Annotated in this window: 14 protein-coding genes; 10 read left to right on the forward strand and 4 right to left on the reverse strand. The window is 40.4% G+C overall.

Annotation, left to right across the window (positions count from 1 at the left end):
- The first annotated feature begins 73 nt into the window (after window positions 1-73).
- The 7 genes from tet to M1E96_RS04825 all read left to right on the forward strand — a co-directional run bounded on the left by tet (window position 74) and on the right by M1E96_RS04825 (window position 7,425).
- Complete coding sequence (tet, locus tag M1E96_RS04795) at window positions 74-1,264, forward strand: Tet(A)/Tet(B)/Tet(C) family tetracycline efflux MFS transporter (RefSeq protein WP_070926379.1); 1,191 nt, start codon at window positions 74-76, stop codon at window positions 1,262-1,264.
- A 437-nt stretch (window positions 1,265-1,701) separates the two neighbouring features.
- The gene (locus M1E96_RS04800; protein ID WP_369427399.1) at window positions 1,702-2,049 is read left to right on the forward strand and encodes an AEC family transporter; all 348 of its coding nucleotides are present in this window, start codon (window positions 1,702-1,704) and stop codon (window positions 2,047-2,049) included.
- Window positions 1,989-3,197 carry an IS4-like element ISVsa5 family transposase gene (locus M1E96_RS04805; RefSeq protein ID WP_369426974.1) on the forward strand — a complete coding sequence of 403 codons (1,209 nt, stop codon included), beginning with the start codon at window positions 1,989-1,991 and terminating at the stop codon, window positions 3,195-3,197. Before M1E96_RS04800 ends, M1E96_RS04805 begins: the two co-directional genes overlap by 61 nt.
- Window positions 3,172-3,978 (forward strand): AEC family transporter, encoded by an 807-nt coding sequence (locus tag M1E96_RS04810; RefSeq protein ID WP_369427400.1) that lies wholly within the window; start codon window positions 3,172-3,174, stop codon window positions 3,976-3,978. Before M1E96_RS04805 ends, M1E96_RS04810 begins: the two co-directional genes overlap by 26 nt.
- Window positions 3,979-4,016: 38 nt before the next feature.
- Window positions 4,017-5,648: a benzoylformate decarboxylase gene (gene mdlC, locus M1E96_RS04815; RefSeq protein ID WP_070926377.1), complete on the forward strand. Its 1,632-nt coding sequence runs from the start codon at window positions 4,017-4,019 to the stop codon at window positions 5,646-5,648.
- Between the two features lie 343 nt (window positions 5,649-5,991).
- Entirely contained in the window at window positions 5,992-7,149 is a 1,158-nt protein-coding gene (locus M1E96_RS04820; protein ID WP_349489791.1) for a lactonase family protein, read from the forward strand.
- 69 nt (window positions 7,150-7,218) lie between these two features.
- Window positions 7,219-7,425, forward strand: a complete 207-nt coding sequence (locus tag M1E96_RS04825) for a hypothetical protein (protein ID WP_140181456.1) — start codon at window positions 7,219-7,221, stop codon at window positions 7,423-7,425.
- A gap of 32 nt (window positions 7,426-7,457) precedes the next feature.
- Here the strand turns inward: M1E96_RS04825 and M1E96_RS04830 are convergent, their stop codons facing one another.
- Both M1E96_RS04830 and M1E96_RS04835 read right to left on the reverse strand, forming a co-directional pair.
- Window positions 7,458-8,801, reverse strand: coding sequence for an NCS2 family permease (locus M1E96_RS04830; protein ID WP_070926370.1), 1,344 nt, complete (start codon window positions 8,799-8,801; stop codon window positions 7,458-7,460).
- Complete coding sequence (locus tag M1E96_RS04835) at window positions 8,801-10,594, reverse strand: adenine deaminase (RefSeq protein WP_070926368.1); 1,794 nt, start codon at window positions 10,592-10,594, stop codon at window positions 8,801-8,803. Before M1E96_RS04835 ends, M1E96_RS04830 begins: the two co-directional genes overlap by 1 nt.
- Window positions 10,595-10,894: 300 nt before the next feature.
- Here M1E96_RS04835 and M1E96_RS04840 point away from each other — a divergent pair, with 300 nt between their 5' ends.
- Window positions 10,895-11,809 carry a LysR family transcriptional regulator gene (locus tag M1E96_RS04840; RefSeq protein WP_272580274.1) on the forward strand — a complete coding sequence of 305 codons (915 nt, stop codon included), beginning with the start codon at window positions 10,895-10,897 and terminating at the stop codon, window positions 11,807-11,809.
- Here the strand turns inward: M1E96_RS04840 and M1E96_RS04845 are convergent, their stop codons facing one another.
- Window positions 11,810-12,313 (reverse strand): DUF2165 family protein, encoded by a 504-nt coding sequence (locus M1E96_RS04845; protein WP_283126400.1) that lies wholly within the window; start codon window positions 12,311-12,313, stop codon window positions 11,810-11,812.
- A gap of 180 nt (window positions 12,314-12,493) precedes the next feature.
- Here M1E96_RS04845 and M1E96_RS04850 point away from each other — a divergent pair, with 180 nt between their 5' ends.
- On the forward strand, window positions 12,494-13,396 hold the full coding sequence (locus tag M1E96_RS04850; protein WP_272580272.1) for a hypothetical protein: 903 nt from the start codon (window positions 12,494-12,496) through the stop codon (window positions 13,394-13,396).
- 405 nt (window positions 13,397-13,801) lie between these two features.
- On the forward strand, window positions 13,802-14,539 hold the full coding sequence (locus M1E96_RS04855) for a vWA domain-containing protein (RefSeq protein ID WP_272580271.1): 738 nt from the start codon (window positions 13,802-13,804) through the stop codon (window positions 14,537-14,539).
- 64 nt (window positions 14,540-14,603) lie between these two features.
- Here M1E96_RS04855 and M1E96_RS04860 read toward each other — a convergent pair whose 3' ends face one another.
- Entirely contained in the window at window positions 14,604-17,000 is a 2,397-nt protein-coding gene (locus tag M1E96_RS04860) for a beta-N-acetylhexosaminidase (RefSeq protein ID WP_272580270.1), read from the reverse strand.
- Window positions 17,001-17,117: the final 117 nt, after the last annotated feature.

The raw sequence follows: 17,117 nt of genomic DNA on the forward strand, positions 1-17,117 counted from the left end.
ATTTAATGGTTGACACTCTATCACCGATAGAGTTATTTTACCACCACCCTATCACTGATAGAGAAATTGCGGAATGAAGAAATCAACCAGTATTGCACTAGTGATTACGTTGCTAGATGCCATGGGGATTGGATTGATAATGCCAGTCTTACCAACACTATTACGTGAATTTATTACAACTGAAAATATTGCTAATCATTTTGGTGTGTTGTTAGCGCTATATGCATTGATGCAGGTTATTTTTGCACCATGGTTAGGTAAGATGTCGGATCGTTTTGGACGACGACCTATTTTGTTGTTGTCATTAATTGGCGCATCGCTAGATTATTTATTGTTGGCATTTTCTAGTGCGCTTTGGATGCTGTATTTAGGCCGATTACTTTCAGGGATCACTGGAGCTACAGGAGCGGTTGCTGCTTCCGTTATCGCAGATACTACATCGGTCTCCGAGCGTGTTAAATGGTTTGGACGATTAGGTGCAAGTTTTGGTGTAGGATTAATTGCAGGCCCTATTATTGGTGGTTTTGCTGGCTCTATTTCTGCTCATAGTCCATTCTTTATTGCTGCATTTTTGAATATAGTGACTTTCTTTGTCGTGATGTCAGTGTTTGGTGAAACCCGAAAGATAACAGAGAGTACAGATATTGATACGGCGGTTAAGCAAAAATCAAATTCGGTATATATAACATTAATAAAAAGTATGCCCATTTTATTAATTATTTATTTTTCAGCACAGTTAATTGGGCAGATACCCGCAACGGTATGGGTATTGTTTACTGAAAACCGTTTTGCATGGAATAGTATGATGGTCGGTTTCTCTTTGGCTGGGCTAGGATGCTTGCATGCGCTTTTTCAGGCGTTTGTAGCCGGACGTATCGCCTCAATATGGGGAGAAAAAACCGCGATAATTGTTGGGTTTGTTGCTGATAGTAGTGCTTTTGCTTTATTAGCGATTATCTCTGAAGGTTGGTTAGTATTCCCAATTTTAATCCTATTAGCGGCTGGTGGTATTGCACTACCTGCATTGCAAGGATTGATGTCCGTTCAGGTAAATAGTCAGCAACAAGGGGCTTTACAAGGCTTATTAGTCAGCTTGACTAATGCAACAGGGGTCATTGGTCCTGTGTTGTTTGCATTAATCTATAATCACACATTAGCAATCTGGGATGGTTGGGTTTGGATAATTGGTTTGATATGTTATTTAGTGGTTGTTTTACTATCGGTTATTTTTATGTTTAACCCACAAAAACTATTGAGTGAGTAAAAGCATTGTATCGAATATATTATATAAAGTTTATTTTATGGGATTGTTTGACAATGACCTAATTAGGTCGGGAAAAATAGAATCATATTCATAAAACCGAATGTAAATAGATTAAAGGGAATATATGTTTCTTAATTGTTAACTGTTCTATGTTGTTAGCTTTATTACATTAATATTAACGCGGTTATTAAATTCAAACCTCGTTACTTTATTTTGATTATTGTTTGATTTGAATGCATTTTCACTGACTTTTTATGATTATAAATTTAGATTGCCTTGAATTTAAATGTTTTTATTTTTAAAACTATTCAATTAAAGAATAGCATTAAAGTTGTTTCTATATTTTTGGGTTTTTTATTTTGCTATTGCTTTTTGTTATTATCAAAAGGTAATAACAGAGCTTTACTTTTATCTACTATCTGTTTTTTGGGGATGATATGTTAGAGATAATTATATCTGCATTATTACCTATTGTTGTCACATTGGCTTTAGGTTATTTTGCAGCATGGCACAAAGATTTTAATTCAGATCAAAGTACCATTTTAAACCGTTTGGTTATGTTGTATGCACTACCATTAACGTTATTTTCTGGAATGCTAGGTGTTAAACGCTCAGTACTGATGAATCCCCTAATGATTTTGGTAAAAATCATTAAGTTAAGGTGGATACACATCTTGTCATATGATCAAATGGTTTCGCGAAAAATCAATAATCAGACAACAAGATGTGCGAACTCGATATTTTACACGACTCTCTTTACCAATTCTGCCCCGAATTACACTTAAAACGACTCAACAGCTTAACGTTGGCTTGCCACGCATTACTTGACTGTAAAACTCTCACTCTTACCGAACTTGGCCGTAACCTGCCAACCAAAGCGAGAACAAAACATAACATCAAACGAATCGACCGATTGTTAGGTAATCGTCACCTCCACAAAGAGCGACTCGCTGTATACCGTTGGCATGCTAGCTTTATCTGTTCGGGCAATACGATGCCCATTGTACTTGTTGACTGGTCTGATATTCGTGAGCAAAAACGACTTATGGTATTGCGAGCTTCAGTCGCACTACACGGTCGTTCTGTTACTCTTTATGAGAAAGCGTTCCCGCTTTCAGAGCAATGTTCAAAGAAAGCTCATGACCAATTTCTAGCCGACCTTGCGAGCATTCTACCGAGTAACACCACACCGCTCATTGTCAGTGATGCTGGCTTTAAAGTGCCATGGTATAAATCCGTTGAGAAGCTGGGTTGGTACTGGTTAAGTCGAGTAAGAGGAAAAGTACAATATGCAGACCTAGGAGCGGAAAACTGGAAACCTATCAGCAGCTTACATGATATGTCATCTAGTCACTCAAAGACTTTAGGCTATAAGAGGCTGACTAAAAGCAATCCAATCTCATGCCAAATTCTATTGTATAAATCTCGCTCTAAAGGCCGAAAAAATCAGCGCTCGACACGGACTCATTGTCACCACCCGTCACCTAAAATCTACTCAGCGTCGGCAAAGGAGCCATGGATTCTAGCAACTAACTTACCTGTTGAAATTCGAACACCCAAACAACTTGTTAATATCTATTCGAAGCGAATGCAGATTGAAGAAACCTTCCGAGACTTGAAAAGTCCTGCCTACGGACTAGGCCTACGCCATAGCCGAACGAGCAGCTCAGAGCGTTTTGATATCATGCTGCTAATCGCCCTGATGCTTCAACTAACATGTTGGCTTGCGGGCGTTCATGCTCAGAAACAAGGTTGGGACAAGCACTTCCAGGCTAACACAGTCAGAAATCGAAACGTACTCTCAACAGTTCGCTTAGGCATGGAAGTTTTGCGGCATTCTGGCTACACAATAACAAGGGAAGACTTACTCGTGGCTGCAACCCTGCTTACTCAAAATCTATTCAAACATGGTTACGCTTTGGGGAAATTATGAGGGGATCTCTCAGCGCTCAGTATTGCTAGAGCAAAGTGATATGGCGTTAGTGTTATTTATCAGTATGGTGGGAGCTTACATTGTTGTATTCGTTGTTTCCCATTCTGTTTTCCGCCGTAGTAAACCAATCGCTGCATTACAAGCATTGGCAGTTGCTGCACCTTCAGGTCCTTTCATTGGTATTCCTGTTTTAGGTTTTCTGTATGGTGAATTAAGTTCGATACCGGTTTCTTTATGCGGAATAATTATTAACTTAATTTTGGTTCCATTTACATTATTTTCGTTATCCACTTACTCGTCAAATAAAGATGGTGGTAATTCAAAGGTAAGTATAGCTTCTAATCTAAAAAATACACTCAAAGAGCCAATAATTTGGATGCCTGTACTGGCTTTTATTATTTTGATTTTGGATTTTGAAATCCCTGAGAATATATTAAAGTCATTAAAATTATTAGGAACCACTACAGGGGGAATAGCACTATTTTCGACAGGAATTATTCTCTATAGTCAAAAAGTGACGTTTAATTTGACTATTTTGACGTCGGTCATTACAAAAAATATTATCGTTCCGGTTATTACTCTCGGTATTTGTCTACTGATGGCGATAAAGGGAACAGTAGCTGATCTGTCTATTATGACAATTGCATTACCAGCAGCAACAATCAGTGTAATATTAGCGATGCAATATAAAATTGCTGAGCAAGAAATGGCGTCAACCTTCTTTTTTAGTACGGTATTATCCATTGCCACCATGGCAGCGTTTTTAGTGTATTTACATTAATTGAGCCGTAATCATTATTTGCTTATTGGAGTTTTTAGATGAAAAAGACCATCCGCCAAGTGACATTCGATTTATTACGTGAGTTGGATATCACAACCGTTTTTGGTAACCCTGGTTCAACCGAAGAAACTTTTCTAAAAGATTTTCCGGCTGATTTTCGCTATATCCAAACATTACAAGAAGCTTCTGCGGTTGCTGCTGCTGATGGATATGCACAATCAACTCGTAAAGTCGCAATGGTTAATGTCCATACTTCGGCGGGGCTAAGTAATGCAATGAGTAATATTCTCACTGCATTTATGAATAGAACACCATTAATCGTGACTGCGGGGAACCAAACGCGTGAAATGTTGCTTATGGAACCATGGTTAACGAATATTGAGCCAGAAACTTTACCAAAGCCATGGGTGAAGTGGAGTTATCAACCTGCACGTGCCGAAGATGTGCCCGCTGCGTTTATGCGAGCCTATGCGATGGCATTACAGCCACCAGCAGGCCCTGTATTTTTATCTATCCCATTAGATGATTGGGATAAACCTGCGCTTGATGAACAGGCTGTGGTTCGTTCTATACCTCAGCGTATCGGTTATGATCCTGTTCGTTTAAAAGAATTTGCAGATGCATTAACAGCGGCTAAAAATCCAGTATTGATTTATGGTTCTGCAATTGCGCGTGGACAAGGTTGGGATGCAGGGATCAAACTGGCTGAAAAATTAAATATTCCAGTATGGGCTGCACCTGCGTCGGAACGTCCTGCTTTCCCTGAAACGCATCCGTTGTATGCTGGTGGTTTACCATTTGCGATTAAGTCACTCTCAGAAAAACTTGAAGGCCATGACCTTGCATTGGTGATTGGTGCGCCTGTTTTCCGTTATTACCCTTATGTTGCGGGTAGCTATATTCCTGAAGGATTGCGTTTGTTGCATATTACTGATGATCCCGTTGAGATTGGCCGTGCACCTGTTGGTGACAGCTTATTGAGTGATGCAGTACTTGCCGTAGAAGGGTTAACTGAATTGGTGGCAGCAAGAGCAGCACAATCACAAGCTGTGACTAAGCAAGCTCATAATATGGCTCCACATCCGGTAGCTGCGGAGTCTGTAAATACGTCTTCGACATTAAGTGCCGCAGAATTATTCCGTGCACTGCGTGATGTTTCACCGAAAGAAACAGTATTAGTTGAAGAATCGCCTTCTAACTTAGCTGAGTTACATCGTGAGTGGCCGATTGAACAGCCTGATTCATTCTACACCTTTGCGAGCGGTTCTTTAGGTTGGAACTTACCGGCAAGTGTTGGTATTGCATTAGGTGAAAAAGACAGTGGTCGTAATCGTCCTGTGCTAGCGATTATTGGTGATGGCTCAATGCAGTATTCAATTCAAGGTTTATGGAGTGCGGCGCAGCAAAAGCTGCCAATTGTTTTTGTTATTCCGAAAAATAGTGAATATGCAATTTTAAAATCGTTTGCGGTTTTAGAAGAGACTCCAGGCGTACCGGGGCTGGATATACCGGGGCTTGATATTGTCGCATTAGCGAAAGGCTATGGCTGTTCAGCGGTTAGGGCTGAGACCGTTGAGGAAGTGAAAGCAGCATGTAAAGAAGCGTTTAACCGAGAAGGGCCTACAGTGATAGAAGTCCCTATTTTACCTTCTATCCCACCATTGATTTAATCTTGATAGCCGACGGCATTTGCTGTCGGCTGTTTATACTCTTCTATTATTGATGGTTTTTTACTCAAAACCTCGATCCTCATCCCAAAACAAGAAATGTCCACTAAAGCCAGATTTTTTATTCAAGCTAACTCGAAAATTCAATATCGATTGAAAAGCCAGTGGTAAATAAGGAATGCCTGCTAAGTGGAAATTTATAGTTCTAGCTATTGAATTATTTCCATCAATAAATGGAAATAATGTGCCTGCACAGTTATCAGTGATTTCGTTAGTCTGACATGGTTATTTTATATTCACTTTTTACGGTGAAAAAGTAGTTCCACATCGCTATTTAATTAGGAAATTGATCATGTCAAAAAAGTTATCTATTTGGGCAGCTTCAGTCATGTTTGCTAGTACCTCTTTGATGGCTGCACCGCAGTTTGCATGGGTTGGCACTTATAGTCCCAATGGAGAAGGAGTGTATCGTTTTGATATGGATAATCAAACTGGCCAATTAACTAATAAAGTGCTGGCTGCACCATTAACCAATGCAGCGCAATTGGTACTCTCTCATAATGGTAAAGTGCTTTATGCAGGTAGTGAGACAGAAAAAGGCACGATCCATGCTTGGAAAATCAATACCGATGGTTCATTGCAGGCGCTAAATAACGTACCTTCGGGCGGCGATGGCCCAGTTTATTTATCACTAACACCAGATGGGCGTTATCTATTAGTTGCTAACTATCACAGCGGCGCGGTGTCTGTATTACCAATCCAAGATGATGGTAGTTTACAGCCAGCAAGCGATATTATTCAGCATGAAGGCCCCGCGGGGGCAGCTTATCCTGAAGCTGCGGTTGAAGGGAGTTTTGCGATTAGCGATCATAATGGCCCGCATGCACACATGATAGCGACCGATCCTTCAGGTAAATATGTGTTCACTACCGATCTTGGACTTGATCGTATATATCAATACAAGCTGGATCAAAAAAATGGCAAATTAATCGCCAATGATCCGCCATATATTATGGCTTCTTCGAAAGGCGCTGGACCTCGCCATTTTGTGTTTTCTAAACTTGATGGACATGTCTGGTTAGTTAACGAAGAAGCGTCAACTTTAACTCAATATCAATTTGATAAACAAAAAGGCCTATTGCAGGAAGGAACAACAGTATCATCATTACCTGATAATTATAAAGGCACTAATTTTATTTCAGGGATTGTCGAAAGCCAAGATGGTCAACATTTATATGTAGGTAACCGATTATATAACAGCATTGCACACTTTAACATCAATAAAGATGGCTCGTTAAGTAAACCGACGCAAACATGGACACGCGGTGATTATCCAAGAACATTAACGCTATCACCAAATGGTAAATATCTTTATGCCATGAATCAGCGTAGTGACAATATCACTCGTTTTAGTGTTGATGCTAATTCAGGGGAACTTAAATTTGTGGATGATTATGTATCGATAGGTGCGCCTTCTCAAATGGTGATCAATGAGGCAAAATAGTGGTTAAGTGATTAAGAGTAGCGTTTGATTACGCTACTTTTTTTAAAAAAAAACAATATAGGAATTAGTATGTCAGGATCAAATAAATTGTGTGGTGAAAGGATCCGTAGTGCGACAGGGAATAATAAGCGTTTATCGCGTTTTGAAATCAATGAAATTAAACATGCAATTGAGATCGAGAACGCTAAGTGTAAACGTAAAGGCAAAAAGCCTAAGCTCGCTCAAGTGGTGCGCTTTCACTGCGGATGTAATTGTTTTTCAGTTAACGTTAATTAGCACTCGATTGGCATCGAGTGCTTAATAGGAGATTAATGTTTAACCAACGTAGAAAAGTAATACACCAATGGCACAGCTAACACCCATAGACTGATTGGGATCTCTTTCCATTTACCAGCCACTGCCTTAATTAAAATATAGAACAGTAATCCACCTGCAATACCTGTCCCGAAACTATTGGCAATTAACGTAATCATCACCATCATTAAAACAGGTAATCCATCGGTAAAGTTCGCTAGGTCAACTTTACGTAATCCACTAAACATATTCAGGCCAATTAATATTAGCGCTGGTGCGGTTGCTTGTGCAGGGATCATTAGTGCAATTGGTGTGAATAACAGCATCAGTAAGAACATGATAGCGGCGGCGAGGGCAGTCATACCTGTTTTACCACCAGCTTCTGCCGCTGCTGAAGACTCAATTAAAGCCGTTGCGGCAGGAATACCAACCCAAGGGCCTAGTGCCGCAGCGATTGAATCCACGATAAAAGGACGGTTGATATTCGGCATGTTGCCTTCTTTATCAAGTAATCCTGCTTCTCCACCAACGGCAAGAGTGGTTCCCATGGTAGAAAAGAATTCAGCGGCAAAGAAGACAAATAAAAAGGGTAAGAAGGCGATATTTAATGCCCCAATTAAATCCACTTGACCAAAAACGGGTGCAACAGAGTGGGGGATCCCAATAAAGCTATCTGGTAGTTTGGTGACACCAAACGGAATACCAATAGCCGTGGCAAATAAGATAGCCCATAAAATGGCGCCGGGTATACGGCGAGCTTGCAATGCAATGGCTAAAAAGAAGCCAGCTAACGCCACTAGCGCCCCCGGTGATAGAAAATCGCCTAACATTAATGCGTTCGTTTTTGGATTAGCTAAGACTAAGCCAGCGTTACGAAAGCCTAAGATAGCTACGAATAGCCCAATAGAGGCTGTTAAACCGAGTTTAATTGATTGTGGAACTGAGCGCGTCACTACTTCACGCAAGCCAAATTTAGTGAGAAGGAAAAATAAGATCCCTGACCAACAGGCAATGCCGAGACCTATTTGCCAATCGATGCCCTCGCTGCCTGCTAGAGTTATACCGACGAGCACAGAGCCACCGATCCCAGGCCCAACCACGAAAGGTAAGTTTGCATAGAATGCCATCAGTAGGCTAGCAAGCACAAAAACAATAATCGTTCCTGTGGTCGCTGCACCTTTATCCATTCCACCAGCAGCTAGCAGACCCGGTATAACAACCAGTAAATAAGCTGCGGCAAGAAAACCGGTTATACCAGCAAGACATTCAGTTCTGACTGTACTACCACGTGAACGCAATGCAAAACGTTTTTCTAGCCAACTCCCTGATGTTGGCGTTTTAAGCATGTTGTCAGCCATTAATTGGCTCTCCTGTCATTATTGTTGTTATGGGTTGCAATAACGGCATCAACAATTTCACGAGTTGTGCCATCGGTTAGCCCTAAATCGGTTAAATGGGGGCCTGCATTACATGCAAGACAGGTGCCCTCGATAGCCTTAAATACACGATATGGAGGCTCCCAATCTGCGATTTGGCTACTGAGTTCACGCAATTGACGAAATTGTTTTGCAAGTTGTTCTGCTGGAAGGTCAGATAGCATACCGGCAATTGGCATGGCAACATGGGCAAGCACTTTACCATTTTGTACTAAGGCCATTCCGCCGCCACTTTCGATCAGTAGATTAGCGGCTTGTGCCATATCGTCCGCATTACGGCCGAGTACCACTAAGTTATGTGAATCATGGGAATAGCTGGTGGCAATCGCTCCACGTAGCTCTCCCCAGCCTTCTAATAAAGCGATTTGTGGATTGGCTTGGTGGCGGCCATGACGGTGTTGTACGCGGATCACACTAAAGCCATCGGGGATCTGTACTTGACCATTACAGATCTGTACATCAACTTCTCCCCATTGAGTAAAGCGCGCACCGCTGATATGACGTAAACGTGCACTTCCTTCGGTTATATTTTTTATTTGCAGTGTGCATTCTTTAGCTGTGACTGGCGATAAATGCATCGTGTCTCTAGGAGGCAATACATCTTGCTCTGTGGCTAATGTTTTAAATAATTGACCATTTTTCGCGATGTGCTCACCTGCAACATACACATGTTTTGCTTGCAGTTTTTTCAGTGAATCAAACACGACTAAATCAGCACGACGGCCTGCGGCAATTAAGCCAAGATCGGGGCGTTGTAAACGGATAGCAGCGTTTAAAGTGGCAAATCGCAATACATCGGTAGCTTGCATGCCATGTTCAATCAGTAAATTGAGCAGGGCGATAATACCGCCTTTTTCAATTAACACATCGGGTGGAACATCATCGGTACATACTGTGATTTGGGAGGACAGATGGGGAAGTTTTTGCAGTTCAGCCACAATATCAGGTAGCAAATATGGATGAGAACCGCGAATTTCGAGTGTTAGACCTGCGCGTAATTTTTCTAATGCATCTTCAGCAGAGGTGAGTTCATGATCGGAGGTAACGCCTGCGGCAAGGTAGGCTTGCAGATCGGCTCCTTTTAATCCTCTGGCATGCCCTTCAATCAATTTTCCAGATGCTAAACCCGCGTTTAGAATACCTTCCATCCGCTCGCTACCATGCAATACCCCGAACATATCCATAACTTCAGCAACACCATGGACTTCGGGCCAACTTAACATGGTTGACATTTCGTCACCTGCAAAATCGGCTCCGGACATTTCTAGCCCTGGTGTTGAAGGTACAGATGAAGGGGCGGCAACCATAACATGCAGTGGTAAGTTACGGCTTGCTTCTATGGCATAGCGTACCCCTTCCAAACCCAGTACGTTAGCTAACTCATGAGGATCCCAAAACACCGCAGTAGTACCTTGAGTGAGAACAATTTCAGCATAACGGTTAGGTGGGAGGTGTGAACTTTCTAGATGGACGTGAGTATCAATTAGACCCGGTGAGATAAAATAACCATTGAGATTATGAATTTCGTTCGCATCAAGGCGGCTACCTGTTGGATGTACACTCGCAATCAACGAATCGACAATACCGATGTCTGCGGCACGGATTTCCCCTGTCACCATATCGACAATATTGGCTTGAGTGAGAAGAAGATCAAAAGGAATTTCTCCTTTTGCCGCTTGTACTGCACGACGTCGGCTATAATTGGTTATACTCATAAAACACCATCATTAAATGATTCTTTGCCACTACTTTATGAGCAACGCAAACGTTTGCCAAGATGATAAAACTTATCAGAGCATAAGAAATAGTTATAATGATTGAAATGATGGTGTTATTTTTGTTTCAGATATACCCTAAATAATTCGAGGTGTGGATAGGCGATAAGCAAAGATAGGTAAGGAACATAGATACACACTGTGACCAAGCCAATCAAGCGGAGTCAACGCCCCTTCAACGTGAAATATGACAAGTATATCCTTCTATTAATGGTTCTTCATAAAGCGTAATTGCAGATCATGATAAATCCTTGGCAACGACTACCCGCACTGACGTTAAAGCAGATACAATATTTTGTGACATTGGCTCATTTGCGCCATTTTACGGAAACGGCAAGCCGATTATCGATTAGTCAGCCTGCATTGAGCAGTGCATTACGTCAAATTGAAGCTGTGATTGGTGGAAAATTAATAAATCGTACCGCGTCATCCGTGACATTGACTGAACTTGGTGCAGCTATTTTACCGCATGCTGAGCGTGTATTGAGTGTTTCTCAGCGTGCTTTTAGTGATATTCAGCAAATTATGGAAGAAGGCGGTGACGGGACATTGCGGATAGGTTTAGTGCCTTCTGTTAGCTCGCTACTTTTTCCTGATATCCCCACTCAATTAAGCCTCAATTTTCCTCGGCTCAAGGTTGAATTTTACGATAAAACCAATGATTCATTAGTTTCTCAATTAATGAATAACGAAATTGATTTTGGTATTGGCGTATTGGATAGTTCGGTACCTCGTGAATTACAGTTATTTGCCTTACAGGATGACCCATTTGTGGCAGTGATCCACCGACAAGATCTGCTAGCAGAAGGATTTCACCTTCCTTGGAAACTGCTGAATGGTCGTGATGTCGCTATATTTTCTAAAGGTAATATTCAGCGCCTAGTACTAGCCACTATCGAAAGCCACCGTTTGAAGCTTAATGTACGTTATCAAGTTGATTATATTGAAACTTTATATGGCTTAGTTCGCTCAAAATTGGCTATCGCAATTTTGCCCCAGTTGTATACGGCACACTTACGTGATCCTGAATTAGTGGTGCTACAGTTACAGCAACCCGAGCTTACCCGTACTGTATCATTGATGAGAGCTAATCAAACATTAACCCCCATGATGGAATCAGTATTTACCCTGCTTTTAAAGACATTAAAAGGGTAACTATTGGTGGATAGATTCATCGTGATCGCGTAAAGCAACATAAATCAGTACCAGCAAGGCGGTGATATAAAAGCGAAAAGCAGCTTGAATACTATTCCACTCTTTTGACATCCACATCGCAAACCACTCACCACCAATAGATATAAAAGCCACATGCCACAGCAGAAATGCAAGGGTAAGCCCTGCAATAGACCATTTTTTACTACGATTAAATTCAAAGGCACTTTTTTTGCAGTTTTTTAGTAGTGTGATCCCTCCATACCAACAAATTAAAGCACAAATAGTTTCAATTATAATAATCATGATATAAGCGACATGATGAAATAAAGTGGCATTAATAGCTCGATAGTCAACGGTTGCATTAGGAAAAATGCTATCCATGGAGAGAACATGTTGAATAAAGATAAAGTTAGTGGCGTAGTCTGTTAAATTATTAAATACGGCTAGAGAGATAAATAAGGCGATAGCACAGACGCATAGAGATTTTGACAGGCGAGTGATCATATTTTATCCTTAAAAATAATCATTCATGCAGAATAACACTCTTTGATTTATCTCTCTAACGAGTATCTGTATTATCAGACAAAATTTAGAGTATAGAGCTAATTTAAGTTTAATTAACTCTATTAATATTGAAATAGTAAAGAATATTATTCGTAATAAGTGCAATTAAAAGGTTATCTAATGAAAAAAAGCATTAAGCAGGCTCAATGGGGAATCGCCGTCATCGCAGCATTGACACTTTCGGCTTGTGATGATTTTAACCCTATGAGTCAAAAAGGAGAGTTTTATTATAGTAACCCAACGACGAATAATATTTCATTTAAGGTTGATGATAAGTCTTATGAGGTTTTACCTGGACAACGAGATATTATTAAACTTTCATCGGGAAAACATAAATTAGAAAATAGCCAAGGTGACATCTTTTCATTTATGGTTTTTGATAATAATAATGGTGGTATTATCAATCCAGATAATCATGTTTATTATACCCTCTCAGAAGCTTATGCTGTCGAGGGGAAGGCAGATCGCTTTAAACCTGCAACTTACGAAGTCGTGATTAATGGACATGAGTTAGAAATGGCGGTTAGAAGTGCGAATGCAACAGTAATTGATGCCAATATATTTAAATGTGATTATCCACTCGGTGAAGCCTTTCCTGATTCAATTACGGTGAATGATCGCAAATCAATAGGTAATATTCAATCTAAGTGCTTTGATAAGCCAGAGCTAGTCCAGTACATTGCGACAGAATATGATGAAAATATTTCGCCTAGCACTGCTGATGAAGCCACTCAAGATACAGTGAATATGCCATTTAACTATGATCTTCCTATCGCCGATTTCGCGAATCCAAAGCTGCAAGCAAAAGCAGAAGAGTTACTGGCACTACTTAAACCACTACAAGATACTAACGATACTGATATTCATGAAAAATTGAATAAGCAAGCTCATCAATTGATGATGGAGTTAGTGGATATACATGCGAATAGTGCTTCTTCTAGTGGTGTCGCAGAGAATGAAAAATATAATGATTTTGTTAGCAAAATCGGTGAATTACGAGGTTATGGCATTTGGGGACGATAAACCCATATAACAGGCTACACTTTGTAGCCTGAGGTTGCTGATGAAGCGGGATAAAAGCGTGGTTTTTCCCGCTCCGTGTTATTAGCCGAAAATCAATTCATTGATTTTCCTCGTTTATTTCAGAACCCCTAATGACTGCCGCCAAACATGATATGTTTGGCAACAGTCTGAGGCTACACTTTGTAGCCTCTTAAAGTTCTAGGTATTTTTAACGATGAAAACACTGTGACTGGTATAAATCAACGTACTCATTTCTACACGAAAAACGCGTTACTTGAGGTGTGATGGTGATATATCTTTTTAAGAATATGCTTATATTGTAACCAGAAAGTTCTTATGTGAAATAGTCTGAATAACTGGATGATAGCTTTATATAAACTCTATTTTATTTATGGGATAAATAAAATGAATACAATATTAAAGTCATTGTTTAGTGTTATTCTAATGGCGAGTCTACAGTTGTTTTCAATTACGGCGAATAGCCAGTCAATTATTGCAGAAAAACAACAGCCTGAAGTATTAGATTTGGTTTTTATACTCGATAAAAGTGGCTCAATGTCTGGATTTGAATCAGATACTATTGGTGGTTTTAATAGTGTATTAACTGAAAATCGTAATAAAAATGGCGATGTATTTATTACGACAGTGTTATTTAATAATAAAACAACTTTATTGCATAATAGGGAACCTATTAATAAAGTTAAAAACCTAACACTAGATGATTATAAAGTAGGTAATAATACGGCATTATTAGATGCTGTTGGTGATACCATTGTTAAAATACAAGAAAATAGAAAAATAACCAAAAATAATAATGTATTATTTGTAATCATTACTGATGGCGAAGAAAATAGTAGTCATAAATATAGCCAATCAAAAATTAAATCGATGATTAAATCAGCTGAAACTGAGGATAAATGGGATTTCATTTTCCTTGGTGCAAATATTGATGCGATCACCGCAGCAGATAGTATTGGGATTAGTCGCTCAAAAGCGACTGGCTATGTACAAGATGAAGTAGGTTATGACAAAGCGTATAAAGCGATAAATAATGCAGTTGAATCCAAGAAAAATTCCGCACCAATATCAGGGGAATGGAAAAAAGAAGTCGAAGCAGATGCGACGGATCGCGCTAAAAAATAAAGTGACATAGAGTTAAAGTAACTACTGACACCTCCCAGTATAATAATTGGGAGGTGTTTTTTTATTATCCTTTGGTTGGGATATGGCGTAGTAATGTTTCCAGTGGTTCAATAATAGCAATCACGACTTCATCATGTAATACCGCGCTTTTTTCCAATTGTTGAAAAATAGTCGTCTTACGTTGTTCAGTAAGTGGTTTATTTGTACTGTAATGTTCAACAAGTTCTAAGCCAATTGCCGATAGTTGCTGCATATTTTCGGCAACAGGAGCCAATCGTGCTAGGTTAACATTTTGTTTGATTAACGCTTGAGCTTGAGGAACATTATTTTGCCAACGTGTTAACTTATTTATGAGCCATTGCTGATTGGTTTTATCATTTGGTTTAGCCATTAAGGTATCAATATGTTGTTTGAATGCACGACCTTGAGTACTTTCTGCTGGCAAGGCATCGACAAAGCGGTTCAACGGTTCATATTGGTGATATTGGTTTTCTCTGAATTTTAAATGATGGCGAGTATAATAATGTGCTGGCTCAACAGTTTCAGCCAAGATCTGCAATGGTTCTATTTCAGCCCCATTTGCTAGTCGAGTAAATTCACGTGCAGTTTGGGCGTGTTGTTGCAAACCCACGGAAACGCTTGACCAAGCATCTGCGGCATTAAGGCGACGATACATATCCTCTTCATTATTAACATTTTGCGCAGACCATAAGCGTTCAGAAACAGCAAAAGCACGCGGCCATAACTTAACATCGATAATGGGGGCTCGAATGTTCTCTGCCCATAATGCGATTTCACCACCACGAATATTGCTCATTTTATCTGCATCAAGTGTTGTTGGTGCAATTCCTTCTGGAGTATCAGCTAAGCTAGTCCCTGTCGTTGGATAGCGGGTATTGCCAATCATCGTATAACCACTTAGTGACTGTTTGTTTAATATCACAACTGGGCGTGTTTCCCCCATCCAAGTATCCACGGAGAAGGTAACTTGGCTTGGTGACAGCCACTCTATATGATCCACCGCTCGGCGTGATTTTCCTGCAAAATCGATAAAACCTCTCCAGCCATCACTGCCTTTGATGAGTGTGAAGCTACCTTTCACCGGACTACCTTTAAGTCTTTCAATTTCAAACTGCCAACTTTGTGCTTGTTCACCTTGCTTAACATTGACATCAACAGTAAATGGGCGAGGCAATATTTCATTTCGATAATGGTAGGCCGCACTCTGTGATTGGTCGAGGTAGAACCCAGTGGATAAGAGACCTTGAAAGCCTTCTTGGGCACTATGGCCTAATGAGTCTTGGCCTTGCCATGATTGGATCACGATATTTTTAGAAAGCGTAGGATGCTGGATTTCATCCCAACCAACCATTTTACGTTGATGGCTGGTTAGAATTTTTTCGAGTCGCTGATTGAAATAGGCTTGTAAAGCATGGGTATCCTTCAGGTTGTTTTTCTTCATAAATTCCTGAATTAACGGATTGTTTTCCCACTGTGTTGGATCAACCTCATCTCCTCCAATATGAATATATTCATCAGAGAAGATGGTGGTTAACTCTTCAATTAGCGCATCAGTAAATTGATAAACTTGCTCTTGGGTTGGGTCGAGAAGTGGTTGATGAACGCCCCAGTGGCGTTGCATTTGATAAGGCCCAGCGGCACTGATCAGCTCTGGGTAAGCAACCGCAATCGCAGATGCATGCCCTGGAAAATCAATTTCAGGGACGACTCGGATACCTCTTTCTTTTGCATACTCGACAACTTGACGCATTTGTTGCTGGGTATAATATTGCCCATCACTCGCGAGTTGCTGTAATTTAGGGTAGCGCTGTGATTCGAAACGCCAACCCTGATCATCGGTTAAGTGCCAGTGAAATACGTTTAATTTAGCGGCAGCCATTCCGTCTATTTGACGTAAAATATCATTGATTGGTAAGAAATGTCGTGCTGAATCAAGCATTACACCACGCCAAGCAAAGCGTGGTTTATCGTTGATAGTGACTAAAGGAACAAAGGTGTTTTCACCATCGGTTTGGATCAGTTGTAGTAAGGTTTCCATGCCTCGCATTGCCCCAAAACGTGTTGCTGCTTTAATGGTTGAGCCATTACTATCAGTGATAAGTTGGTAGCTTTCATCCATCTGTACTGAAGGTAAGTTAGCAACTTTTTTCTCGATGAGAATTTTTATGGGTGCCTGAGCATTTTGGGCTTGATGTGGGGTTAATTGCCACCCAGTTTGAGCCTCTATCCTTTCACGCCAGCGAGCAGTTGCGTCGTTTAATTCATCACCTTCGATATAAATATCAAGTTCGTTATTAAGGATCCATTTACCGTCGCTATTTTTTACTTCAACCTGTTGAGGCCAAGGCATTAAAGGTAGTTCCGCTAAGGTTTGAGCGGATAAAGGTAGCGTATAAATAAGTGAGGATAGGATGATAGTAGAGGTAAGTTTGTTAGGCATAGAGCTCCCTTATTATACTCGTTCTTTCAAGTTGCAGGGTGACTAGGTTACGCTTGCCGAGTCACAGTGTTTATCTATGCTTCCCCGACTATCTTCGCTTGTCGTTGACCCGCAATT

It is taken from the genome of Providencia sp. PROV236 (assembly GCF_033676985.1).
Classification (GTDB): domain Bacteria; phylum Pseudomonadota; class Gammaproteobacteria; order Enterobacterales; family Enterobacteriaceae; genus Providencia; species Providencia manganoxydans.

What these genes read in the sequence shown, in the direction of transcription:
- tet (WP_070926379.1), top strand. Translation starts at nt 74, where the DNA reads ATGAAGAAATCAACCAGTATTGCACTAGTGATTACGTTGCTAGATGCC.
- M1E96_RS04800 (WP_369427399.1), top strand. Translation starts at nt 1,702, where the DNA reads ATGTTAGAGATAATTATATCTGCATTATTACCTATTGTTGTCACATTG.
- M1E96_RS04805 (WP_369426974.1), top strand. Translation starts at nt 1,989, where the DNA reads ATGTGCGAACTCGATATTTTACACGACTCTCTTTACCAATTCTGCCCC.
- M1E96_RS04810 (WP_369427400.1), top strand. Translation starts at nt 3,172, where the DNA reads ATGGTTACGCTTTGGGGAAATTATGAGGGGATCTCTCAGCGCTCAGTA.
- mdlC (WP_070926377.1), top strand. Translation starts at nt 4,017, where the DNA reads ATGAAAAAGACCATCCGCCAAGTGACATTCGATTTATTACGTGAGTTG.
- M1E96_RS04825 (WP_140181456.1), top strand. Translation starts at nt 7,219, where the DNA reads ATGTCAGGATCAAATAAATTGTGTGGTGAAAGGATCCGTAGTGCGACA.
- M1E96_RS04830 (WP_070926370.1), bottom strand. Translation starts at nt 8,801, where the DNA reads ATGGCTGACAACATGCTTAAAACGCCAACATCAGGGAGTTGGCTAGAA.
- M1E96_RS04835 (WP_070926368.1), bottom strand. Translation starts at nt 10,594, where the DNA reads ATGAGTATAACCAATTATAGCCGACGTCGTGCAGTACAAGCGGCAAAA.
- M1E96_RS04840 (WP_272580274.1), top strand. Translation starts at nt 10,895, where the DNA reads ATGATAAATCCTTGGCAACGACTACCCGCACTGACGTTAAAGCAGATA.
- M1E96_RS04845 (WP_283126400.1), bottom strand. Translation starts at nt 12,313, where the DNA reads ATGATCACTCGCCTGTCAAAATCTCTATGCGTCTGTGCTATCGCCTTA.
- M1E96_RS04850 (WP_272580272.1), top strand. Translation starts at nt 12,494, where the DNA reads ATGAAAAAAAGCATTAAGCAGGCTCAATGGGGAATCGCCGTCATCGCA.
- M1E96_RS04855 (WP_272580271.1), top strand. Translation starts at nt 13,802, where the DNA reads ATGAATACAATATTAAAGTCATTGTTTAGTGTTATTCTAATGGCGAGT.
- M1E96_RS04860 (WP_272580270.1), bottom strand. Translation starts at nt 17,000, where the DNA reads ATGCCTAACAAACTTACCTCTACTATCATCCTATCCTCACTTATTTAT.